This window comes from Nonomuraea sp. bgisy101 (assembly GCF_057708945.1).
Map to the genome: position 1 here is coordinate 107,097 of NZ_JBYITD010000020.1, position 14,468 is coordinate 121,564.

The 14,468-nt window shown below is 70.1% G+C and carries 20 protein-coding genes; 10 read left to right on the forward strand and 10 right to left on the reverse strand.

Features of this window, described 5'->3' with window-relative positions:
* Window position 1: 1 nt before the first annotated feature.
* Both AC3EO4_RS33000 and AC3EO4_RS33005 read left to right on the forward strand, forming a co-directional pair.
* The gene (locus AC3EO4_RS33000) at window positions 2-349 is read left to right on the forward strand and encodes a TetR/AcrR family transcriptional regulator C-terminal domain-containing protein (RefSeq protein ID WP_431899412.1); all 348 of its coding nucleotides are present in this window, start codon (window positions 2-4) and stop codon (window positions 347-349) included.
* Between the two features lie 9 nt (window positions 350-358).
* On the forward strand, window positions 359-931 hold the full coding sequence (locus AC3EO4_RS33005; RefSeq protein WP_379569562.1) for a TetR/AcrR family transcriptional regulator: 573 nt from the start codon (window positions 359-361) through the stop codon (window positions 929-931).
* Window positions 932-1,138: 207 nt separating this feature from the next.
* Here the strand turns inward: AC3EO4_RS33005 and AC3EO4_RS33010 are convergent, their stop codons facing one another.
* From AC3EO4_RS33010 to AC3EO4_RS33020, 3 genes are all read right to left on the reverse strand, one after another.
* Window positions 1,139-1,774, reverse strand: a complete 636-nt coding sequence (locus tag AC3EO4_RS33010; protein WP_379569560.1) for a maleylpyruvate isomerase N-terminal domain-containing protein — start codon at window positions 1,772-1,774, stop codon at window positions 1,139-1,141.
* A gap of 333 nt (window positions 1,775-2,107) precedes the next feature.
* The gene (locus tag AC3EO4_RS33015; RefSeq protein WP_379569558.1) at window positions 2,108-2,422 is read right to left on the reverse strand and encodes a DMT family transporter; all 315 of its coding nucleotides are present in this window, start codon (window positions 2,420-2,422) and stop codon (window positions 2,108-2,110) included.
* Complete coding sequence (locus AC3EO4_RS33020) at window positions 2,419-3,048, reverse strand: FMN-dependent NADH-azoreductase (RefSeq protein ID WP_431899280.1); 630 nt, start codon at window positions 3,046-3,048, stop codon at window positions 2,419-2,421. The genes AC3EO4_RS33015 and AC3EO4_RS33020 overlap by 4 nt, the downstream gene beginning before the upstream one ends.
* 69 nt (window positions 3,049-3,117) lie before the next feature.
* Between AC3EO4_RS33020 and AC3EO4_RS33025 the strand changes: the two genes are divergently transcribed.
* On the forward strand, window positions 3,118-3,660 hold the full coding sequence (locus AC3EO4_RS33025; protein ID WP_431899282.1) for a TetR/AcrR family transcriptional regulator: 543 nt from the start codon (window positions 3,118-3,120) through the stop codon (window positions 3,658-3,660).
* A gap of 261 nt (window positions 3,661-3,921) precedes the next feature.
* On the opposite strand, the gene AC3EO4_RS33030 is transcribed toward AC3EO4_RS33025, so the two are convergent.
* On the reverse strand, window positions 3,922-4,860 hold the full coding sequence (locus AC3EO4_RS33030) for a ribose-phosphate diphosphokinase (protein WP_379569552.1): 939 nt from the start codon (window positions 4,858-4,860) through the stop codon (window positions 3,922-3,924).
* Window positions 4,861-4,871: 11 nt separating this feature from the next.
* Complete coding sequence (locus AC3EO4_RS33035) at window positions 4,872-5,339, reverse strand: GNAT family N-acetyltransferase (RefSeq protein ID WP_431899284.1); 468 nt, start codon at window positions 5,337-5,339, stop codon at window positions 4,872-4,874.
* 39 nt (window positions 5,340-5,378) lie between these two features.
* Here AC3EO4_RS33035 and AC3EO4_RS33040 point away from each other — a divergent pair, with 39 nt between their 5' ends.
* The 4 genes from AC3EO4_RS33040 to AC3EO4_RS33055 are packed head-to-tail and all read left to right on the forward strand — an operon-like array spanning window position 5,379 to window position 7,303.
* A complete protein-coding gene (locus tag AC3EO4_RS33040; protein ID WP_431899286.1) occupies window positions 5,379-5,741 on the forward strand; it encodes a cupin domain-containing protein in 363 nt (120 codons plus the stop codon).
* Between the two features lie 54 nt (window positions 5,742-5,795).
* Window positions 5,796-6,395: a sulfite oxidase-like oxidoreductase gene (locus AC3EO4_RS33045; RefSeq protein ID WP_379569546.1), complete on the forward strand. Its 600-nt coding sequence runs from the start codon at window positions 5,796-5,798 to the stop codon at window positions 6,393-6,395.
* Window positions 6,388-7,050 (forward strand): ferredoxin reductase, encoded by a 663-nt coding sequence (locus AC3EO4_RS33050; RefSeq protein WP_431899288.1) that lies wholly within the window; start codon window positions 6,388-6,390, stop codon window positions 7,048-7,050. Before AC3EO4_RS33045 ends, AC3EO4_RS33050 begins: the two co-directional genes overlap by 8 nt.
* Window position 7,051: 1 nt before the next feature.
* Window positions 7,052-7,303: a DUF6510 family protein gene (locus AC3EO4_RS33055; RefSeq protein WP_379569542.1), complete on the forward strand. Its 252-nt coding sequence runs from the start codon at window positions 7,052-7,054 to the stop codon at window positions 7,301-7,303.
* On the opposite strand, the gene AC3EO4_RS33060 is transcribed toward AC3EO4_RS33055, so the two are convergent.
* Together AC3EO4_RS33060 and AC3EO4_RS33065 are read right to left on the reverse strand one after the other, a co-directional pair.
* The gene (locus AC3EO4_RS33060) at window positions 7,246-7,767 is read right to left on the reverse strand and encodes an N-acetyltransferase family protein (RefSeq protein WP_488186366.1); all 522 of its coding nucleotides are present in this window, start codon (window positions 7,765-7,767) and stop codon (window positions 7,246-7,248) included. The genes AC3EO4_RS33055 and AC3EO4_RS33060 overlap by 58 nt on opposite strands.
* Before the next feature lie 181 nt (window positions 7,768-7,948).
* Complete coding sequence (locus tag AC3EO4_RS33065) at window positions 7,949-8,485, reverse strand: hypothetical protein (protein WP_431899292.1); 537 nt, start codon at window positions 8,483-8,485, stop codon at window positions 7,949-7,951.
* A 160-nt stretch (window positions 8,486-8,645) separates the two neighbouring features.
* Between AC3EO4_RS33065 and AC3EO4_RS33070 the strand changes: the two genes are divergently transcribed.
* A complete protein-coding gene (locus AC3EO4_RS33070; protein ID WP_379569536.1) occupies window positions 8,646-9,128 on the forward strand; it encodes a hypothetical protein in 483 nt (160 codons plus the stop codon).
* A 17-nt stretch (window positions 9,129-9,145) separates the two neighbouring features.
* Complete coding sequence (locus AC3EO4_RS33075; protein WP_431899294.1) at window positions 9,146-11,755, forward strand: M48 family metalloprotease; 2,610 nt, start codon at window positions 9,146-9,148, stop codon at window positions 11,753-11,755.
* Here AC3EO4_RS33075 and AC3EO4_RS33080 read toward each other — a convergent pair.
* The 3 genes from AC3EO4_RS33080 to AC3EO4_RS33090 all read right to left on the reverse strand — a co-directional run bounded on the left by AC3EO4_RS33080 (window position 11,752) and on the right by AC3EO4_RS33090 (window position 13,696).
* Entirely contained in the window at window positions 11,752-12,399 is a 648-nt protein-coding gene (locus AC3EO4_RS33080; RefSeq protein ID WP_379569532.1) for a neutral zinc metallopeptidase, read from the reverse strand. The two genes, AC3EO4_RS33075 and AC3EO4_RS33080, sit on opposite strands and share 4 nt — an antisense overlap.
* Before the next feature lie 138 nt (window positions 12,400-12,537).
* Window positions 12,538-12,915, reverse strand: a complete 378-nt coding sequence (locus AC3EO4_RS33085; RefSeq protein WP_431899295.1) for a YybH family protein — start codon at window positions 12,913-12,915, stop codon at window positions 12,538-12,540.
* A gap of 76 nt (window positions 12,916-12,991) precedes the next feature.
* Window positions 12,992-13,696 carry an alpha/beta fold hydrolase gene (locus tag AC3EO4_RS33090; protein WP_379569529.1) on the reverse strand — a complete coding sequence of 235 codons (705 nt, stop codon included), beginning with the start codon at window positions 13,694-13,696 and terminating at the stop codon, window positions 12,992-12,994.
* 128 nt (window positions 13,697-13,824) lie between these two features.
* Between AC3EO4_RS33090 and AC3EO4_RS33095 the strand changes: the two genes are divergently transcribed.
* Window positions 13,825-14,442 carry an acyl-CoA-like ligand-binding transcription factor gene (locus tag AC3EO4_RS33095; protein ID WP_488186367.1) on the forward strand — a complete coding sequence of 206 codons (618 nt, stop codon included), beginning with the start codon at window positions 13,825-13,827 and terminating at the stop codon, window positions 14,440-14,442.
* Window positions 14,443-14,468 lie beyond the last annotated feature (26 nt).

Here is a 14,468-nt window from a genome sequence, read left to right on the forward strand (position 1 = left end):
TCTGGCCGCCTTCGCCCGCCATCCCAACACCGCGAAGTTGCTGTCCACGACCACGATCAGGTCGCCGAGGACGCTGGAGATGTACGAGAGGGCGGTGGCCCTGCTCGAACGGGCGGGCTGGCCGAGCGATCAGGTGGTGGCGGTGTTCACCGCGATCGAGTCGTTCGCGATCGGCTCCGCGCTCGACCTGGCCGCGCCCGATGTCATGATCGACCCGTCGTCGCAGGAGGTGCCGCTGCTGTCCGTGGCGCTGAAGGGCGCGCGTCCCGAGCGGGCCATGCAGGCCTTCGAGCTCGGGCTCGAGGCCATCATCCACGGCTTGGATGAACGTCTTAGACGTTTGTGCTAAATTCTGGGGATGGGACGAAATCGTGAGGACCTGCTGGCCGGAGCGAAGCGCTGCCTGATCGAGAAGGGCTACACGCGCACCACCGCCCGCGACATCGCCAACGCCGCCGGAGTCAGCCTGGCCGCGATCGGCTACCACTTCGGGTCGAAGGAGACCCTGCTCAACGAGGCGCTGTTCGAGTCGATGAAGGAGTGGGGCGAGTCGCTGGAGGTGGCGCTGACCAGCGAGACGGACCAGGACGCGACCCCCATGGAGCGGTTCGAGACGGTGTGGCGGCGCGTCATGGACACCTTCGAGGAGCTCAGGCCGCTGTGGGTCACGCAGTTCGAGATCGTCGGGCAGATCGACCACCTGCCGGAGATACGGGCGCACCTCGCGGCCGGACTGCAGGCCGCCAGGCTCGGGCTCGCCGAGGTCTTCAGCCAGATCGACCCCGCGGCGGAGCCTGAGCGGGCACGCGTGCTCGGCTCCTTCTACCAGGCGATGTTGTCGGGACTGCTGATGCAGTGGCTGGTCGACCCGGCCAGCGCGCCGACGGCACGGGACGTGGCCGACGCGATGAGCATGATCGCCGGCTCCTGAGGCGGATCTCCGTGCCGCCGAGCCGGCGGGATCGACTCAGCCGGCAGGACGTAGGCGACCAGGTCGGCGTCCAGATCCGCGATCTCCGCGGCGTCGGAGGCGTGTCGCAGCTCGTCGGCGATGAGGCGGCGCCGTTCTTCCTGGTGACGGAAATGCTGATCGCGGTGGCAGGGCGCGGCCCTCACCGGGGTCCGGGCCGCGGCCGGGTCAGAAGGCGCTTATCGTCGCCGGTGCGCGCTCGGCCCTGCTCAGCGCGCGGATCACGGCCGTCGGGCCGTGCCGGTGTACGGCGAGCCGCGCCAGCAGGTCGACCACCGGGTCGACGACGTCCTGCGGGAGTTCGGGTGTGGGGATGCCGATGCTCGCGGCCAGGTCGTCGGAGTGGACGACCAGCTCGACGAGCCTGGTGAGCAGGAAGTCGTCGAGCGTCAGCGACCACTGCGCCCACGGCAGGCCGAGCGCCCTGTCGCCGGATTCGTCGCGCAGGGCGGCGGTGAGCTGGTCGAGATTGGCCTGGGCGCGGGCGACCAGCGCCTCGGGCCCCTCGGCCGCCGCGTCCTCGCCGCCGCGCCTGATGCTGACGTTCGACTCGTGCCCGAGGCCCGCGGTGACCCAGGCGGAGCGGGAGTAGTGCTCTCCCAGGGGGATGACCGCGTTCGTCACCTCGGCGCCGAGAGCCGCTTCGACCCTGAAGAGCTGCTGGGCGAGGTGTCCCGCCAGACCGGCGACGGTGAACTCGGTGAGCGCGCTGGGCTTCCTCCAGGCCACCGCCACCGCCGGGTCACGCAGCAACGCGACCGCTGAGGCCGCTGCCGTCAGATACAGCTCCCTGATATCAGCCACGTCCGCGATCCTACTAACGGGCTCCGACAAATCGCCGGACGGGCCTTCTCTTGACCCACTCGCTCCAGGGGCCCGGCTGAGCGGGTGGTTGTCGGTGATCGTTCGGGTGTGCCGGTCGCGTGGTCCGGATGGAGGCGGGCTTTCGGGTGGCGGACGTTCGGCGGACGGGGGATTCGGCGCACGGGGGAGTGGCGGGGTTCGGGTGCGACGCCCGCCTGGTCGGGTGGGGGTCTTTCCAGGGGCGAGCAGGCCTCGCCCCCGTGGGTGCCTGGCCGGGCCCCGGAAATCCCGCCCGGCCGCGACCGGGGGCGTCGAGGGGGCAGTCGAACGAGGTCAGGCGGTGACGCGGGCCAGGACGATGCCGCCGACGATCAGCGCCAGCGCCGCCAGCCGTCCCACGCTCACCGGGTCGTCGTTCAGCACGATTCCCAGCGTGATCGCCCCGACCGCGCCGATCCCCGTGAACACCGCGTAGGCCGTGCCGACGGGAAGCGTGTCCATCGCCTTCGACAGCAGCCACACCGCCGCCGACATCAGCACCAGGGAGATGATCGTCGGGATGGGGCGGGTGAAGTTCTGGGTCGGTTTGATGCTCTGCGACCACGCCACCTCCACCAGCCCCGCCAGCGCGAGTATGGCCCAGTTCATCGTGCCGCCTCCTTCCTCGCCCGTTCCACCGACTCGACGTGCGCCTCGCGCAGGTGGGCGAGGCGGGGGTCGATCAGCGCGTTCACCAGCTCGGCGTTGATGAAGGCCACGTCGGTGACCGCGAAGTGTCCCGCGAAGAAGTCGCGCAGGTACCGCTCCTGGTGGTCGACGGGCTCGCGGGGCGTGCCGGGGCCGTACGCGCCGCCGCGCGCGCTGGTCACCACGAACGAGCGCCCCTTGAGCGACATCTTCGGGAACGTGATCTGGTCGAGCCAGGCCTTCAACGACGAGGGGATCGAGAAGTTGTACATCGGGGTGCCGATCAGGATCACGTCCGCCGCCACGACCTCGGCCAGCAGCGGCTCCAGGATGTCCCATGCCTGCCTCTGCGCGGGCGTGCGCACGGCCTCCTCGTACCGTCCGATGTCGGTGATCTCGTGAGCGAGCACGTAGTCGCACAGTTCCGTCCACGCCTCGCCGATGTGCGGCACGGGCGAGGCGGCCAGGTCCCTGTAGACGTAGCCGCCGTCCGGGTGCGCCGCCCGCCACGTGTCGGCGTAGATCTTCGACAGCTCGCGGGAGAAGGACGCTCGCCTGGCGCTCGCGTCCAGGTGCAACAGGTTCATGAAGGCTCCTCAGATAAGTGGACATCGTGTCCGCTTGCAAGCTACCGCATAACCGGACACCATGTCCATATGGAACGAGCAGACGCCGCCCGCAACCGCGCGAGGATCCTGGAGGCCGCCGCCGATCTGTTCAGGACCAAGGGCGCGCCGAACGTCACCATGGACGACATCGCGAAGGCGGCGGGCGTCGGCAGGGGCACCCTCTACCGCCGCTATCCGGACAGGGCGTCGATCGCCGTGGCGCTGCTCGACGAGCACGAGCGCGCCCTGCAGGAGAAGCTGATCCGCGGCGAGCCCCCGCTCGGCCCCGGCGCTCCCGCCCCCGAACGGCTGGCCGCGTTCTACGCCGCCATGGTCGACCTGCTGGAGGAGCACGCCCCGCTGATCCTCGGCTCCGAGGTGGGCCGCTCCCGCTTCGAGACCGGCGCGTACGGGTTCTGGCGCGTCCACGTGCGGTCGCTGCTGGGCGACGTGCGGGAGGCGGACGCGCTCGTCGACGCGCTCCTGGCGCCGCTGGCGCCGGACGTCTACACCTACCAGCGGGAGGTCAGAGGGCTCGCACCCGCCCAGATCGTGGCGGGGCTGACCAGGCTGGCCAGGACGCTGGGCTGACGCGGCCGAGCCGGCGGGCTGACGAGGCCGTCGTCGCTCAGCGGGGTCGTAACGACGGGGGCGGGTTAACCGGCGGCGGGGGCGATGATCGTACGGCTGCGCGCGGCGGGTCGACGGGCGGTGGGAGGCGCTGGTGGCCGCGGGGTTCACGGGCGGCGTGACGGCGGGAGGCGGAGTCCCGCTGGAGTGCGCGTGATGGACGGGCGGCCACCGGTGACCACGGTGGCCATGACCCGCGTGCCGTACAGGAACAGGAAGAGGTCAGCCGAACAGCGCGGAGACCGACTCGCCCTCGTGGATGCGGCGCATCGCCTCGGCGAGCGCGGGCGCGATCGACAGGACCCGCAGCTTGCCGTCGGGCTTCACGTCCGGGATGGGCACGGTGTTCGTGCAGACGATCTCCAGCACGTCCGGCTGGTCGCTGAGCCGCTCGACCGCGCCCGCCGAGAACAGGCCGTGCGTGCAGGCGATCCTGACCGAGTTGACCTGGCGCTCGCGCAGCCGGTCGAGGAGCTCGATCACCGTGGTGCCGCGGGCGATCTCGTCATCGAGCACGATGACGTCCTTGCCGCGCACGTCGCCGATCACCGAGCTGATCGTCACCTTGTCGTCGCTCAGGCGCTGCTTGGCGCCCATGGCCACCTCGACGCCCAGCAGCCTGGCGAAGGCGGCGGCCTCCTTCGCGTTGCCCAGGTCGGGGGAGACGACGACGGCGTTGGACAGGTCGTACCGCCGGAAGTGCGAGGCCAGCTCGCGCAGCGCGTGCAGATGGTCGACGGGGACGCTGAAGAAGCCGTGCACCTGCGGCGAGTGCAGGGTCATGGCGAGCACCCTGTCGGCCCCCGCGGCGACCAGGAGGTCGGCGACGAGCCGGCCGCCGATGGAGATGCGCGGGGCGTCCTTCTTGTCCGAGCGGGCGTAGGCGTAGTGCGGCATCACGACGGTGGTGCGGGCCGCCGAGGCCCCACGGGCCGCGTCGATCATGAGGAGCAGCTCGACGAGGTGCTCCTGAACGGGCGGCACGAGGGGCTGGATGAGGAAGACGTCGCGTTCGCGGCAGTTGGCCTGCAGTTGCACGCCGAGGCAGTCGTTGGCGAACCGGTGCAGTTGGACGGGGTGGAGGGGGGTGCCGAGGTGGGCGCAGATCTCCGCGGCCAGCTCGGGGTGGGCGCTGCCGCTGAAAACAGTGATGTCTCGCACGTCAGGCCACCCTATCGAGGCAGTCTTCGCAGCGCCTCGTCGGTCAGCCTGAACACGGTCCACTCGTCCATCGGGATCGCGCCGATCGACTTGTAGAAGGCGATGGCGGGCTCGTTCCAGTCGAGGACCGACCATTCCAGGCGGTGGTAGCCACGCTCGACGCAGATCCTGGCAAGCTCGGCCATCAGCGCCTTGCCGTGGCCGCCGCCTCTGGCCTCGGGGCGGACGTACAGGTCCTCCAGGTAGATGCCGTGGGTGCCGCGCCAGGTGGAGAAGTTCAGGAACCACAGCGCGTAGCCGACGACCTGGCCGTCCTGTTCGGCCACGTGCGCGTGCAGCGCCGGTTCTGGCCCGAAGAGGGCGCTTTCAAGCTGCTCGTGCGTGACGCGCACCTCGTGGAGAGACTTCTCGTAGTCGGCGAGCTCGCGAATCATGCCGATGATGGCAGGAACGTCATGAATGGTGGCTGTGCGTATCACGCGCGCAGCCTACCCGCACGCGTGTTAGCGTCGCCGCTCGTGACGGAGCACATCTACGTCGGCAACGCCGCCGCCGACGCCATCGGTGACCATGGCTGGTTGCTGGGGCACTTCAGGCCCGAGGGCGAGGTACGGCGCAGCGAGGACGTCGAGATCAAATGGGGCGTCCATCCCAAGGGCGACGAGCGGGCCCAATGGGTGCGCGGCGAGAAGCGGACCGCCCTGCTGGTCCTGATCAGCGGCAGGTTCAGGATGGAGTTCCCCGGCCGCAGCGTCGTGCTCGACCGGCAGGGCGACTACGTCGTGTGGGGCGTCGGGGTCGACCACTCCTGGGTGGCGGAGGAGGAGTCGGTGGTCATGACCGTCCGCTGGCCCTCGGTTCCCGGCTACGCCGTCACCTGAAACCTCACGTGTTCATGCGATGCCCTTGACCCTCCATGGGGCAAAAATGAGCATATGGGGATCATCTCGCGCGGTTTCCGCGGTCGGCCCAGGGACGACCACGGCCGCCTGCCGCCCGGTCAGTACCAGGTCCACGACTTTCCCGTGCTCTCCGCGGGGCCGACGCCGCGGATCCCGCTGGAGCGGTGGGAGTTCGCCATCGACACCGAGGCCGAGCAGACTCACCGGTGGACCTGGCAGGAGTTGATGGCGCTGCCGCAGGAGACCCCCACGGTCGACATCCACTGCGTCACCAAATGGTCGAAGTTCGACACGAACTGGCAGGGCGTCTCCCTCGACGTGCTCTTCGAGGACGTCGAGACCGCGGCGGAGTACGCGCTCGTCTACTCCTACGGCGGCTACACCACCAACCTGCCGCTCGAGGACCTGCTCGACGGCAAAGCGTGGATCGCGCACCGATTCGACGGCGAGGAACTGGAGCCCGTGCACGGCGGCCCCGCCCGGCTGGTCGTCCCGCACCTGTACTTCTGGAAGTCGGCCAAGTGGGTGCGTGGCATCAGGCTCATGAACGAGGACTGGCCGGGCTTCTGGGAGACGGCCGGTTACCACAACTACGGCGACCCGTGGCGCGAGCAGCGCTACGAAGGTGATTAGGTGGCGGCGCGCGCGGCTGGCCGCCGCGCGCGAGGAGACCCCGACGGCGCGCACGCTGATCTTCGACGTGGAGGACTGGCCGGGTCACCTGGCCGGCCAGCACGTCGACGTACGGCTGACCGCCCCCGACGGCTACACCGCCCAACGCAGTTACTCCCTCGCCACGACTGAAGGCGTCGAGCTCACCGTGGAGGGGCTGCCCGACGGCGAGGTCTCGCCGTACCTCGTCGGGGAGCTGGCCGTCGGCGACGAGATCGAGCTGCGCGGGCCCGTCGGCGGCTGGTTCGTGTGGCGCCCCGGCACCGCGCCTGTGCTGCTGGTGGCGGGCGGCTCCGGGATCGTGCCGCTGATGGCGATGATCAGAGCCCGCCGTAAGGCAGGCAGCGCGGCCCCCTTCCAGCTGGTCTACTCGGTGCGGACCCCGGACGCCCGCTACTACGGCGACGAGCTGGACCGGCCCGAGCAGGGGCTGAGCGTCACCCACCTCTACACCCGGGTCGAGCCGCGCCGCAGGATAGGCAAGGAGGACCTGCCGGGGCCGGGACCCGACGTGTTCGTGTGCGGGCCGACCGGCTTCGTCGAGGCCGTCGCCGACCTGCTGCTCGACCTCGGCCACGACCCGGCACGGATCAGGACCGAGCGCTTTGGAGGCTGACATGCACCTCGACGGCAACGCCCTCGCGGGACCGCTGGGCGAGATCTTCGCCGTGGACCTCACCGCCGCCGTCGGCCGATGTGCCAACTGCGGCCTGCAGGGTCCCGTCGCCGCGCTGCGGGTCTACGAGGGGGCGGGCCTCGTCGCCCGCTGCCCCGGCTGCGAGGAGGTCGTGCTGCGCCTGGTCAGAGGGCCTCAGGAGGCGTGGCTCGACCTGCGGGGGACGGTGTCGCTGCGGATCCCGCTCCAGTAGTACTCCAGCACGTCCACCTCGAAGCCCTCGGGGAAGCGCTCCACGAACTCCCTGGCCCTCGTGCCGCCGTGGCGTTCGTAGAAGGCGATGGCGGTCGTGTTCCGCTTCAGGACCTCCAGGTAGAGCTCCCGCGTTCCCGCCCGGTCGAGCGCGTGCCGCAGGAGGGCGCCGCCGATGCCGGAGCGCTTGAGCCCTGGTTCGACATGGAGGTTGTCCAGCAGGACCCTGTCCTCCTGGGGGACCAGGTACGCGAACCCCGCCACACCTTCACCGGCGTCGGCGATCAGCAGGCGCCCGGCGCCGCCGCCGGCCAGCCTGTCCCGCCACAGGTCGGCCTGCCGGTCGGCGAGCGAGCCGTTCAGGTACCCGTCGGGAAGGATGCCGGTGTAGGCGGTCTGCCAGCTCCTGGTGTGCAACGCGGCGACCGCCGCGGCGTCGGCCGTCGTGCCCTGTCTGATGTCCACCAGAGAATTGTCCGGGCTCGTCCCGCGTGCCGGTGACCGCTCCACACTTCGGCGCATGGACCTGCGGCGGCTGACCGAGGAATTCGAGGCGGTGTCGAAGATCTACGCCGCCAGGCACGGCATCGACCGCGCCGGCACCTGGCGGGGGTGCTCGGTCGCTGAGGTGGTTCAGGGCGCCGCGTCAGTCGAAGTCGGTGCAGGTGACATACCAGTCGCCGGTCAGGTGATCGACCGACGTGACGTCGGAGATCTTCGCGGGTCCGCCTGGAGAGTGCGCGAGACCGCAGCGGATGAGGAACCCGGCGCCCTCGGAGGCGAATTCCGTGACCCCTTCGGACCGCCGGATGGAGGAGACCGGGATCAGGCCGATCCGTCCCCCGTCCACGTCGCGCTCCTCGCCCGCCCTGAGCGCCTGCGCGCGCTCGTGGAGCGCGGACTCCGAGAACAGCAGCGCCGCTCGGAGGGGAGCGCCGGTGGAAACCGACGCCACGCTGAGCACGCACAGCAGCGGAGGGACGACTAGCAGGAACGGGCGTCTCAGCGGCCGTACCGCGAGGCTCGTCGCCCAGCCGATCGCTGCCAGGATCCACCCCAGCATCGCCATCCCCAGCAGGAGGAAGTCGCCGCCGGGGGTGAGGCAGGACAGGAAGGCGAGGATCGCGCTGACGATCGCGGGGGTGAGGAGGGCGAGCTGCCACCAGGCTCGGAAATCGTCCACGATCACCGACCCTAGCCGAAATGGAGCTCCAAATAGAAAGCGCTTTTGGGCTTGACGCCGAATGCCAATCATTGCGGCCGGAATGCCGTTTCCTGGTGTTCTCGTCGATAAGGCGGCTACCATGCGGTGACTCTGGCCAATCGTCCGGTGAGGGAAAACCATGGCGGCGGAATCGGAGAGCGGATCCATTCGGCACCTGGACGACGTGGCCCGCGCCATTGTCGCCGAAGTCGCCCCGCGAGAGGCGGAATACTTTCCCGCGGTGGCTCGCGCCGCCCGGCGGAATCCGCGGCGCGCATTTCGCGGCGGCGGTGACGACCTTCTCGGGTTCTCGCTCGCCGACGCGGTGACACTGTTGACCCCCGTCGTGATGACCGTCCTCACCGGCGCGGTGACCAACACGCTGACCCAGGCCGTCGAACGCACCTCGAAGCAGGTCTCCAAGAGCCTGTGGGACAGGCTCTTCCCGCCGCGCCCCGCGCCCATCGCCGGCCCCGAGACCGCCGTTCCCGTGTTCGAGCCCGCCCAGGCGAAGGAGACGGCACAGGCGATCGAGGACATCGCGCTCGCGCTGGGCGTGGACAGGACCACCGCGCTCCGCCTGCGCCAGGCCACCTACGGGCACCTGTCGGGCGAGAGGTGACGGCGGCGGGGGAGACGGTGCCCGGGCGTCGGCTGAACCCGTTCGTGCTGCCTTCGTCGACGACGTCCCGCTTCCTGATCCTGATCGCCGCGACGGTCGCCGGCTGCCTCTACCTCAACGGCTTCCTCGTCACGCTCTGGCGAGAGCTCGCCCATCTCCCCGAGCACGCGCGGCACGCGGAGTGCCTGTCCGCGCTGCGTTCAGGCGTGCGCTCGATCGAGCCGATCCTGCTCCTCGACCGGTACGGCAAGTGCGCCGCGGGGGTGGCGACGATGAGCTCTCTCCTCGTCATCGCGTCGCTCGCCGTTCCTGTGGCTTTCGCCCTGCTCCTCTACGCGCTCCACCCGCTGCGAGCGCTCCGCTACGACCCCCTGGCGACGGTCGGCGACGGCGACGCCCACGCGGACCTGGTCCGCAGGTTCGGCGTCATCGCGGAGCAGGAACTCCCTGGCAGGAACATCCGGATGCTGGTGGACTCCGGCAGGCCGGGCATCACCGGGCGTGCCTTCGGGCTGCCGCGACGTCACGTGGTGGCACTGAGCATGGGGCTGGTCATCGCCCACTCCACCAAGCCCGCCGCCGTCGAGGCGGTCCTCCGCCACGAGCTGGCGCACATCCGCAACCGTGACGTCGGCATCGCGCACATCACGGTGGCGATCTGGTGGTCGTTCCTGCTGACGGCCTGCGTGCCGATGGTGGCCGCCATGGCGATCGGGCGTCCCGCCGAGCTGCCCGCGTGGTGCGCCAGGCTGTCCGTCCTCGTCCTGGTGCTGTGGCTGGCGCGAACCGCGGTGCTGCGCGCCCGTGAGCACCACGCCGACGTCCGGGCGGGCGACACCGCCGAACGGCAGGACGCCATGGCCAGGGCCATCGAGACCGACGGGCCGACCTGGTGGAGCCGGGGGCCGCTCCGCCACTTCGGCAACCACCCCGGCAAGCGGTACCGCTTGGCCGTCCTCGAGGATCCCGGCAGGCTCCTGCGCCTGGACCAGTGGGAGATGGCCACCGCCGGGTTGCTCGCGGGCCTCGGCTTCGCCCCCGTCTACACCGTGTACTCCTATCTCGACTCAGAGGCGGTGCTCGACCTCCGCTTCTTCGTGCCGGGGGTGATGTTCGGGCTTCTCGTCTCCGGCATCGTCGTCGTCGCCGTCTGGCGGGCGGGCATCGAGCGGCCAACAGAGCGTGGCTCGGGCGCGGCTCTGTGGTGGGCGGCGACCAGCTTCACGCTGGGCGTCGTCGCCGGCCAGTTCGTGACCAGGGTGAGTTCAGAGCAGTGGATCTGGACCATCGCCTTCGCGAATCCGCTGCTCGGACTCACCTACTGTCTCGTGCTCCTGCTGATCGTCCGCGTGTTCCTCGGCTGGGCCAAGGCCTGCTTCTCCGCCTGGACGGCCGTCTCCGTCCGGCCCCGGACGATCGCGCTGGCGACCGTGGCGCTCTCCGGGCTGGTGGTCGGGCCGTGGCTGGGCTTCTGGTTCCACGGCATCACGGTCATCGCCCTGGCCGGCAGCACCTGGGACCTGCTGGCCGTGACCTTGGTCACCATGGCCAGGTACTCCCCGCTGGTGCTCACCATCGCGCTGGCCTGCGCCTACCTGCTGGCCGCCGGGACACGGGGGCGATCGGTGCCAGGGCGGAGCCTGCGGCTCCACCTCGACGGCGGCGCGCCCGTCCTGCTCCAGCGGTCCTACGTCCGTGTGGCCCGCGCCGCGGCCCCGGCGGCGATCGCCTGCGTTGCCGTGGCGGTGTCGGGTTTCGCCCTCCACCCCATGCTCACGGAGGGCAGCCGGCACAAGGAGACGGGGCAGTTCCTTGCCGCCGTCTACGTGACCATGGGCGTGGCCGTCGGCCTGCTGGTTCTCGCGGCGCTGGTGATCGGCGTCATGATCGGCGGGCGCGGCATGGGCGGGTGGTCCATGGCTCACGCGGGCACCGTGCTCCTGGCGGCGGCAGTACCGATGAGCCTGGTGATCCTCGGGCATGTCGCCGTCGCGGAATGCGGGTGGGAGCGGGCGGGAGCGTGCCTGGGGCAGGGGGCCCCGCTGCCGCTCACGATCGGCAACTACGCCACGCTGACGTACGCCTACGCCGTCTACCCCGGACTCGTGCTCGCCGGCTGCGGCAGTCTCATGCGGGCCAGGAGACACAGGGCCGCTCCCGAGCCGCGCCGAGGCGCCCTCCGCGTGGTCGCGGCGGTCGTGACCGTCGTCGTGACGCTCGCCCTGGCGGCCGGCGGGTACGGCATCTTGCGCAACTGGCAGCTGACCGTCGGCGCGAGTCCGTATGCGCGCATGACCTGGCAGAAGTCCGTCATCGACGCGGCCAACCGGCCGATCGAACCGGGCACCGTCCCGGGACTCGACTCCTGCCGCTACGCGCTGGGCGTGTTCGCCAGCCCCGAACTGGGCGACGTCCTGAACGTCGACCAGCGTTACTACGTGCTCGCTGCCACGCTCATCAACCGTGTCGCCTCGTCCGACGACCCCGTTCTGCAGGAGACGGCCAAGGCCGGTTTCGTCTGGCTGGGCCGAGGGCGGGCGGACATGGTCACCAAGGTGGTCGACAGACTCCTGCACTACTGCGCGTTGGTCCGTGGCGAGCACCAGGCGAATGCCGGCGCGAGCTAGACGAGACAGGCCCGCATGCCGGACCGCAGGCCCGTGTTGAACGCGTCGATCCGTTCGGCGGCGCTGCCGTGATCCGCCGGGTTCGTCCACGGCGTGTCACCCGACAGCCCCCGCAGCGTCGCCGCGATCTCCTGGCTGTCGCCTCGCTCCCAGACCAGCGTGCCGTCCCTCGCCGCTCCCGCGAGCGCCGCCGCGCCCATGCAGTCGGCCTGCAGCTCGATCTGCCACGCCAGATGCCTGTACGGCATGCGGTTCTGGACGGCGTGACTCCACTCGTGCGAGATGACCTGGTAGACGAGGCCGTCGCCGTAGGAGTGGCTCAACCTCATCAGGTTGACGTCCCAGGCGATGAAGTGCTGGGTGGCGCAGTAGGAGGCGTTGTACGGCAGCAGCCTGTACCCCGAACACGTCGGCCGGTTCGGGCTGCGCCCGTCGTAGCCGCCCACGACCCGAGGCGGCCGGTATTGACCCGGGAAGTAATCCGACCAGTGATCTGACCAGAACCGGTTGACCGCGTAGACGGCCGTCCTTATGTCCTGCTGGAGTTCGTCGGCTTTCACCGTCGCCGCGGCCGCCTTCGCTCCGCCACCGACCCACGCGACGACGAGAATGGCGACGACGGTCAGCCGGGAAAGCGATGACATGGAGCCTCCCAATTTCTCGGGTATCGCGCCGCTTGGCAGGCTCCGAACGATAGGCGCGCCGATTGGCCGCGGGTAGTCACCACTGCGGCGATATAACCGTCGCCCCCGCGAAACGAGGGCGACGGTGAAAAGGAGAAATTACGCGGCGGTGCCGAAAGGGTTGTCGATGACGTATCGCCAGAGGCCGTCGGGGCCGCGCCTGGCGACGTCGGTGGCGGTGCCCTCCATGTGGACGTCCCTGCCGTCGGGCGTGGTGCCGTGGATCGCCCAGTCGACGATGAGGAGCGCGATGTCGTCGGCGACGTAGACGTGGCGGGGGCGGGCCTGGATGGGAAGCCCCAGGCTGAGGAGGTGTTCGGTGGCGGCGGCGCGGTCCTGACCGGTCATCGGCCGGCCGGGCGCGGGGACGAGGACGGCGAGGTCCTCGTAGGCCTGTTCGACGGTGCTGACGTCGCCGGTGTTGAAGGCGGTGACGTAGACCTCGTGGTGCCGTGCCGGATCATCGGTGAGCGTCACGGAAGAACGGCCTGAGCCATGAATATTCATGACAAAAGGATCATAACATTTTCGCCCGGACCGACGTGGGGAAACGTCAGATCCAGCCGTCGAGCGAGGCCATGAAGCCGTCGAGGTCGTCGCGGTGGACGCAGTGTCCCGTGTTCGGCACGAACGTGACCTGGTAGCCGAGCTGCTCCAACTGCCTGCCGTACTCCCTGGAGACCAGGAAGCTCGGGTCGGCCGCCTGGACCAGGGAGGGGACCGCGGGTGCCTTGAGGTCGAGGTCGCCGAAGGCGCCGACGCCGTCCATCACCTTGAGGTCCCAGGCGGCGAAGCCTTCCAACTCGGCGGCCACGTCCTCGGGCGCCCAGCGGGGGTTCATCTGGGCGATCTGCTCGGCCGTCACGGTCTTGGTGGAGCGGGCGAACCCGGCCATCATCTCCACGTCGGCCTTCGCGCCGGACAGCAGCCACGCGGGGTCGCTGTAGACGGCCCTGGCGGGGCGAAGCTCGTCGACGGCGAGCGCCAGCGTGCGGCCGCCGAGCGAGTGGCCGATCACGATGTCGGCTCCGGTGGGGAGCGACTCCACCACGTCGGCGGCGAAGTCCTCGCCACGGTAGGAGTCGGCGTGCGCGCTCTCCCCGTGGCCGCGCAGGTCGGGGGCCAGGACGTGGTAGCCGCGCTCGACCAGCAGCGGAACGACGCGGCACCAGGTGCCCGCCGAGGACATGACGCCGTGGACGAGGATGGCGAGCCTGCCGGCCCCCGCCGACCCCCATGTGTGGACTTTCAGCTGCATGGCATCCCTCTGCACACTCGTGCTTATACGTATAAGCAGCTTTCTATCACGCTCGCGTGTGACATCCAACACTTCAGATCCTGAAAGTTTGCAGATTGTGAAATTTCCTCCCTAAGGTTGATGTTGAGATGAGCGTGGACAGCAGTAGCGAACTCGGGCGGCGAGACAGGAAGAAGCTCGAGACCCGCGAGGCGCTGGAGCGCGCCGCGCTCTCGCTCGTCGCCGAACGCGGACTGGCGGGCGTCACCGTCGAGGACATCGCCGAGGCGGTGGACGTCTCCTCCAGGACGTTCTTCAACTACTTCCCCTCCAAGGAAGACGCGCTCATCGGCAGAGACCCGGCCGCGGAGGTGGCGCTGCGCGAGCGCCTGGCCGCCACGCCTCCCGGCGTGCCCGTCCTCCAGGCCCTGCGCACGGTCCTGCTCGCCGAGGCCGAGCGAGCCCAGCGGCACCGCGAGCAGTGGCTGCTCAGGCTGAAGGTGTTCGAGCAGAACCCGTCACTGCTGCCACGCCTGCTCGCGACGGGAGCGGAGGCCGAACGCGCCCTCACGGCGGTGGTCGCCGCGAGAATCGGCGACCACGCGGCCGCCGCGGGCTATCCGGAGCTCGTCATCGCCGTGGCGCTGACCGCCTTCCGCGTGGCCATGCTGCGCTGGAGCTCCGCCTCCGGCGAGCCCGTGCTCGCGGACCTGGTCGACGAGGCGTTCGCCCAGGTGGCCGCAGGGCTGCCGGACCCCACCCCATGAACCACCCCGGACGTCGAGAAACCGAG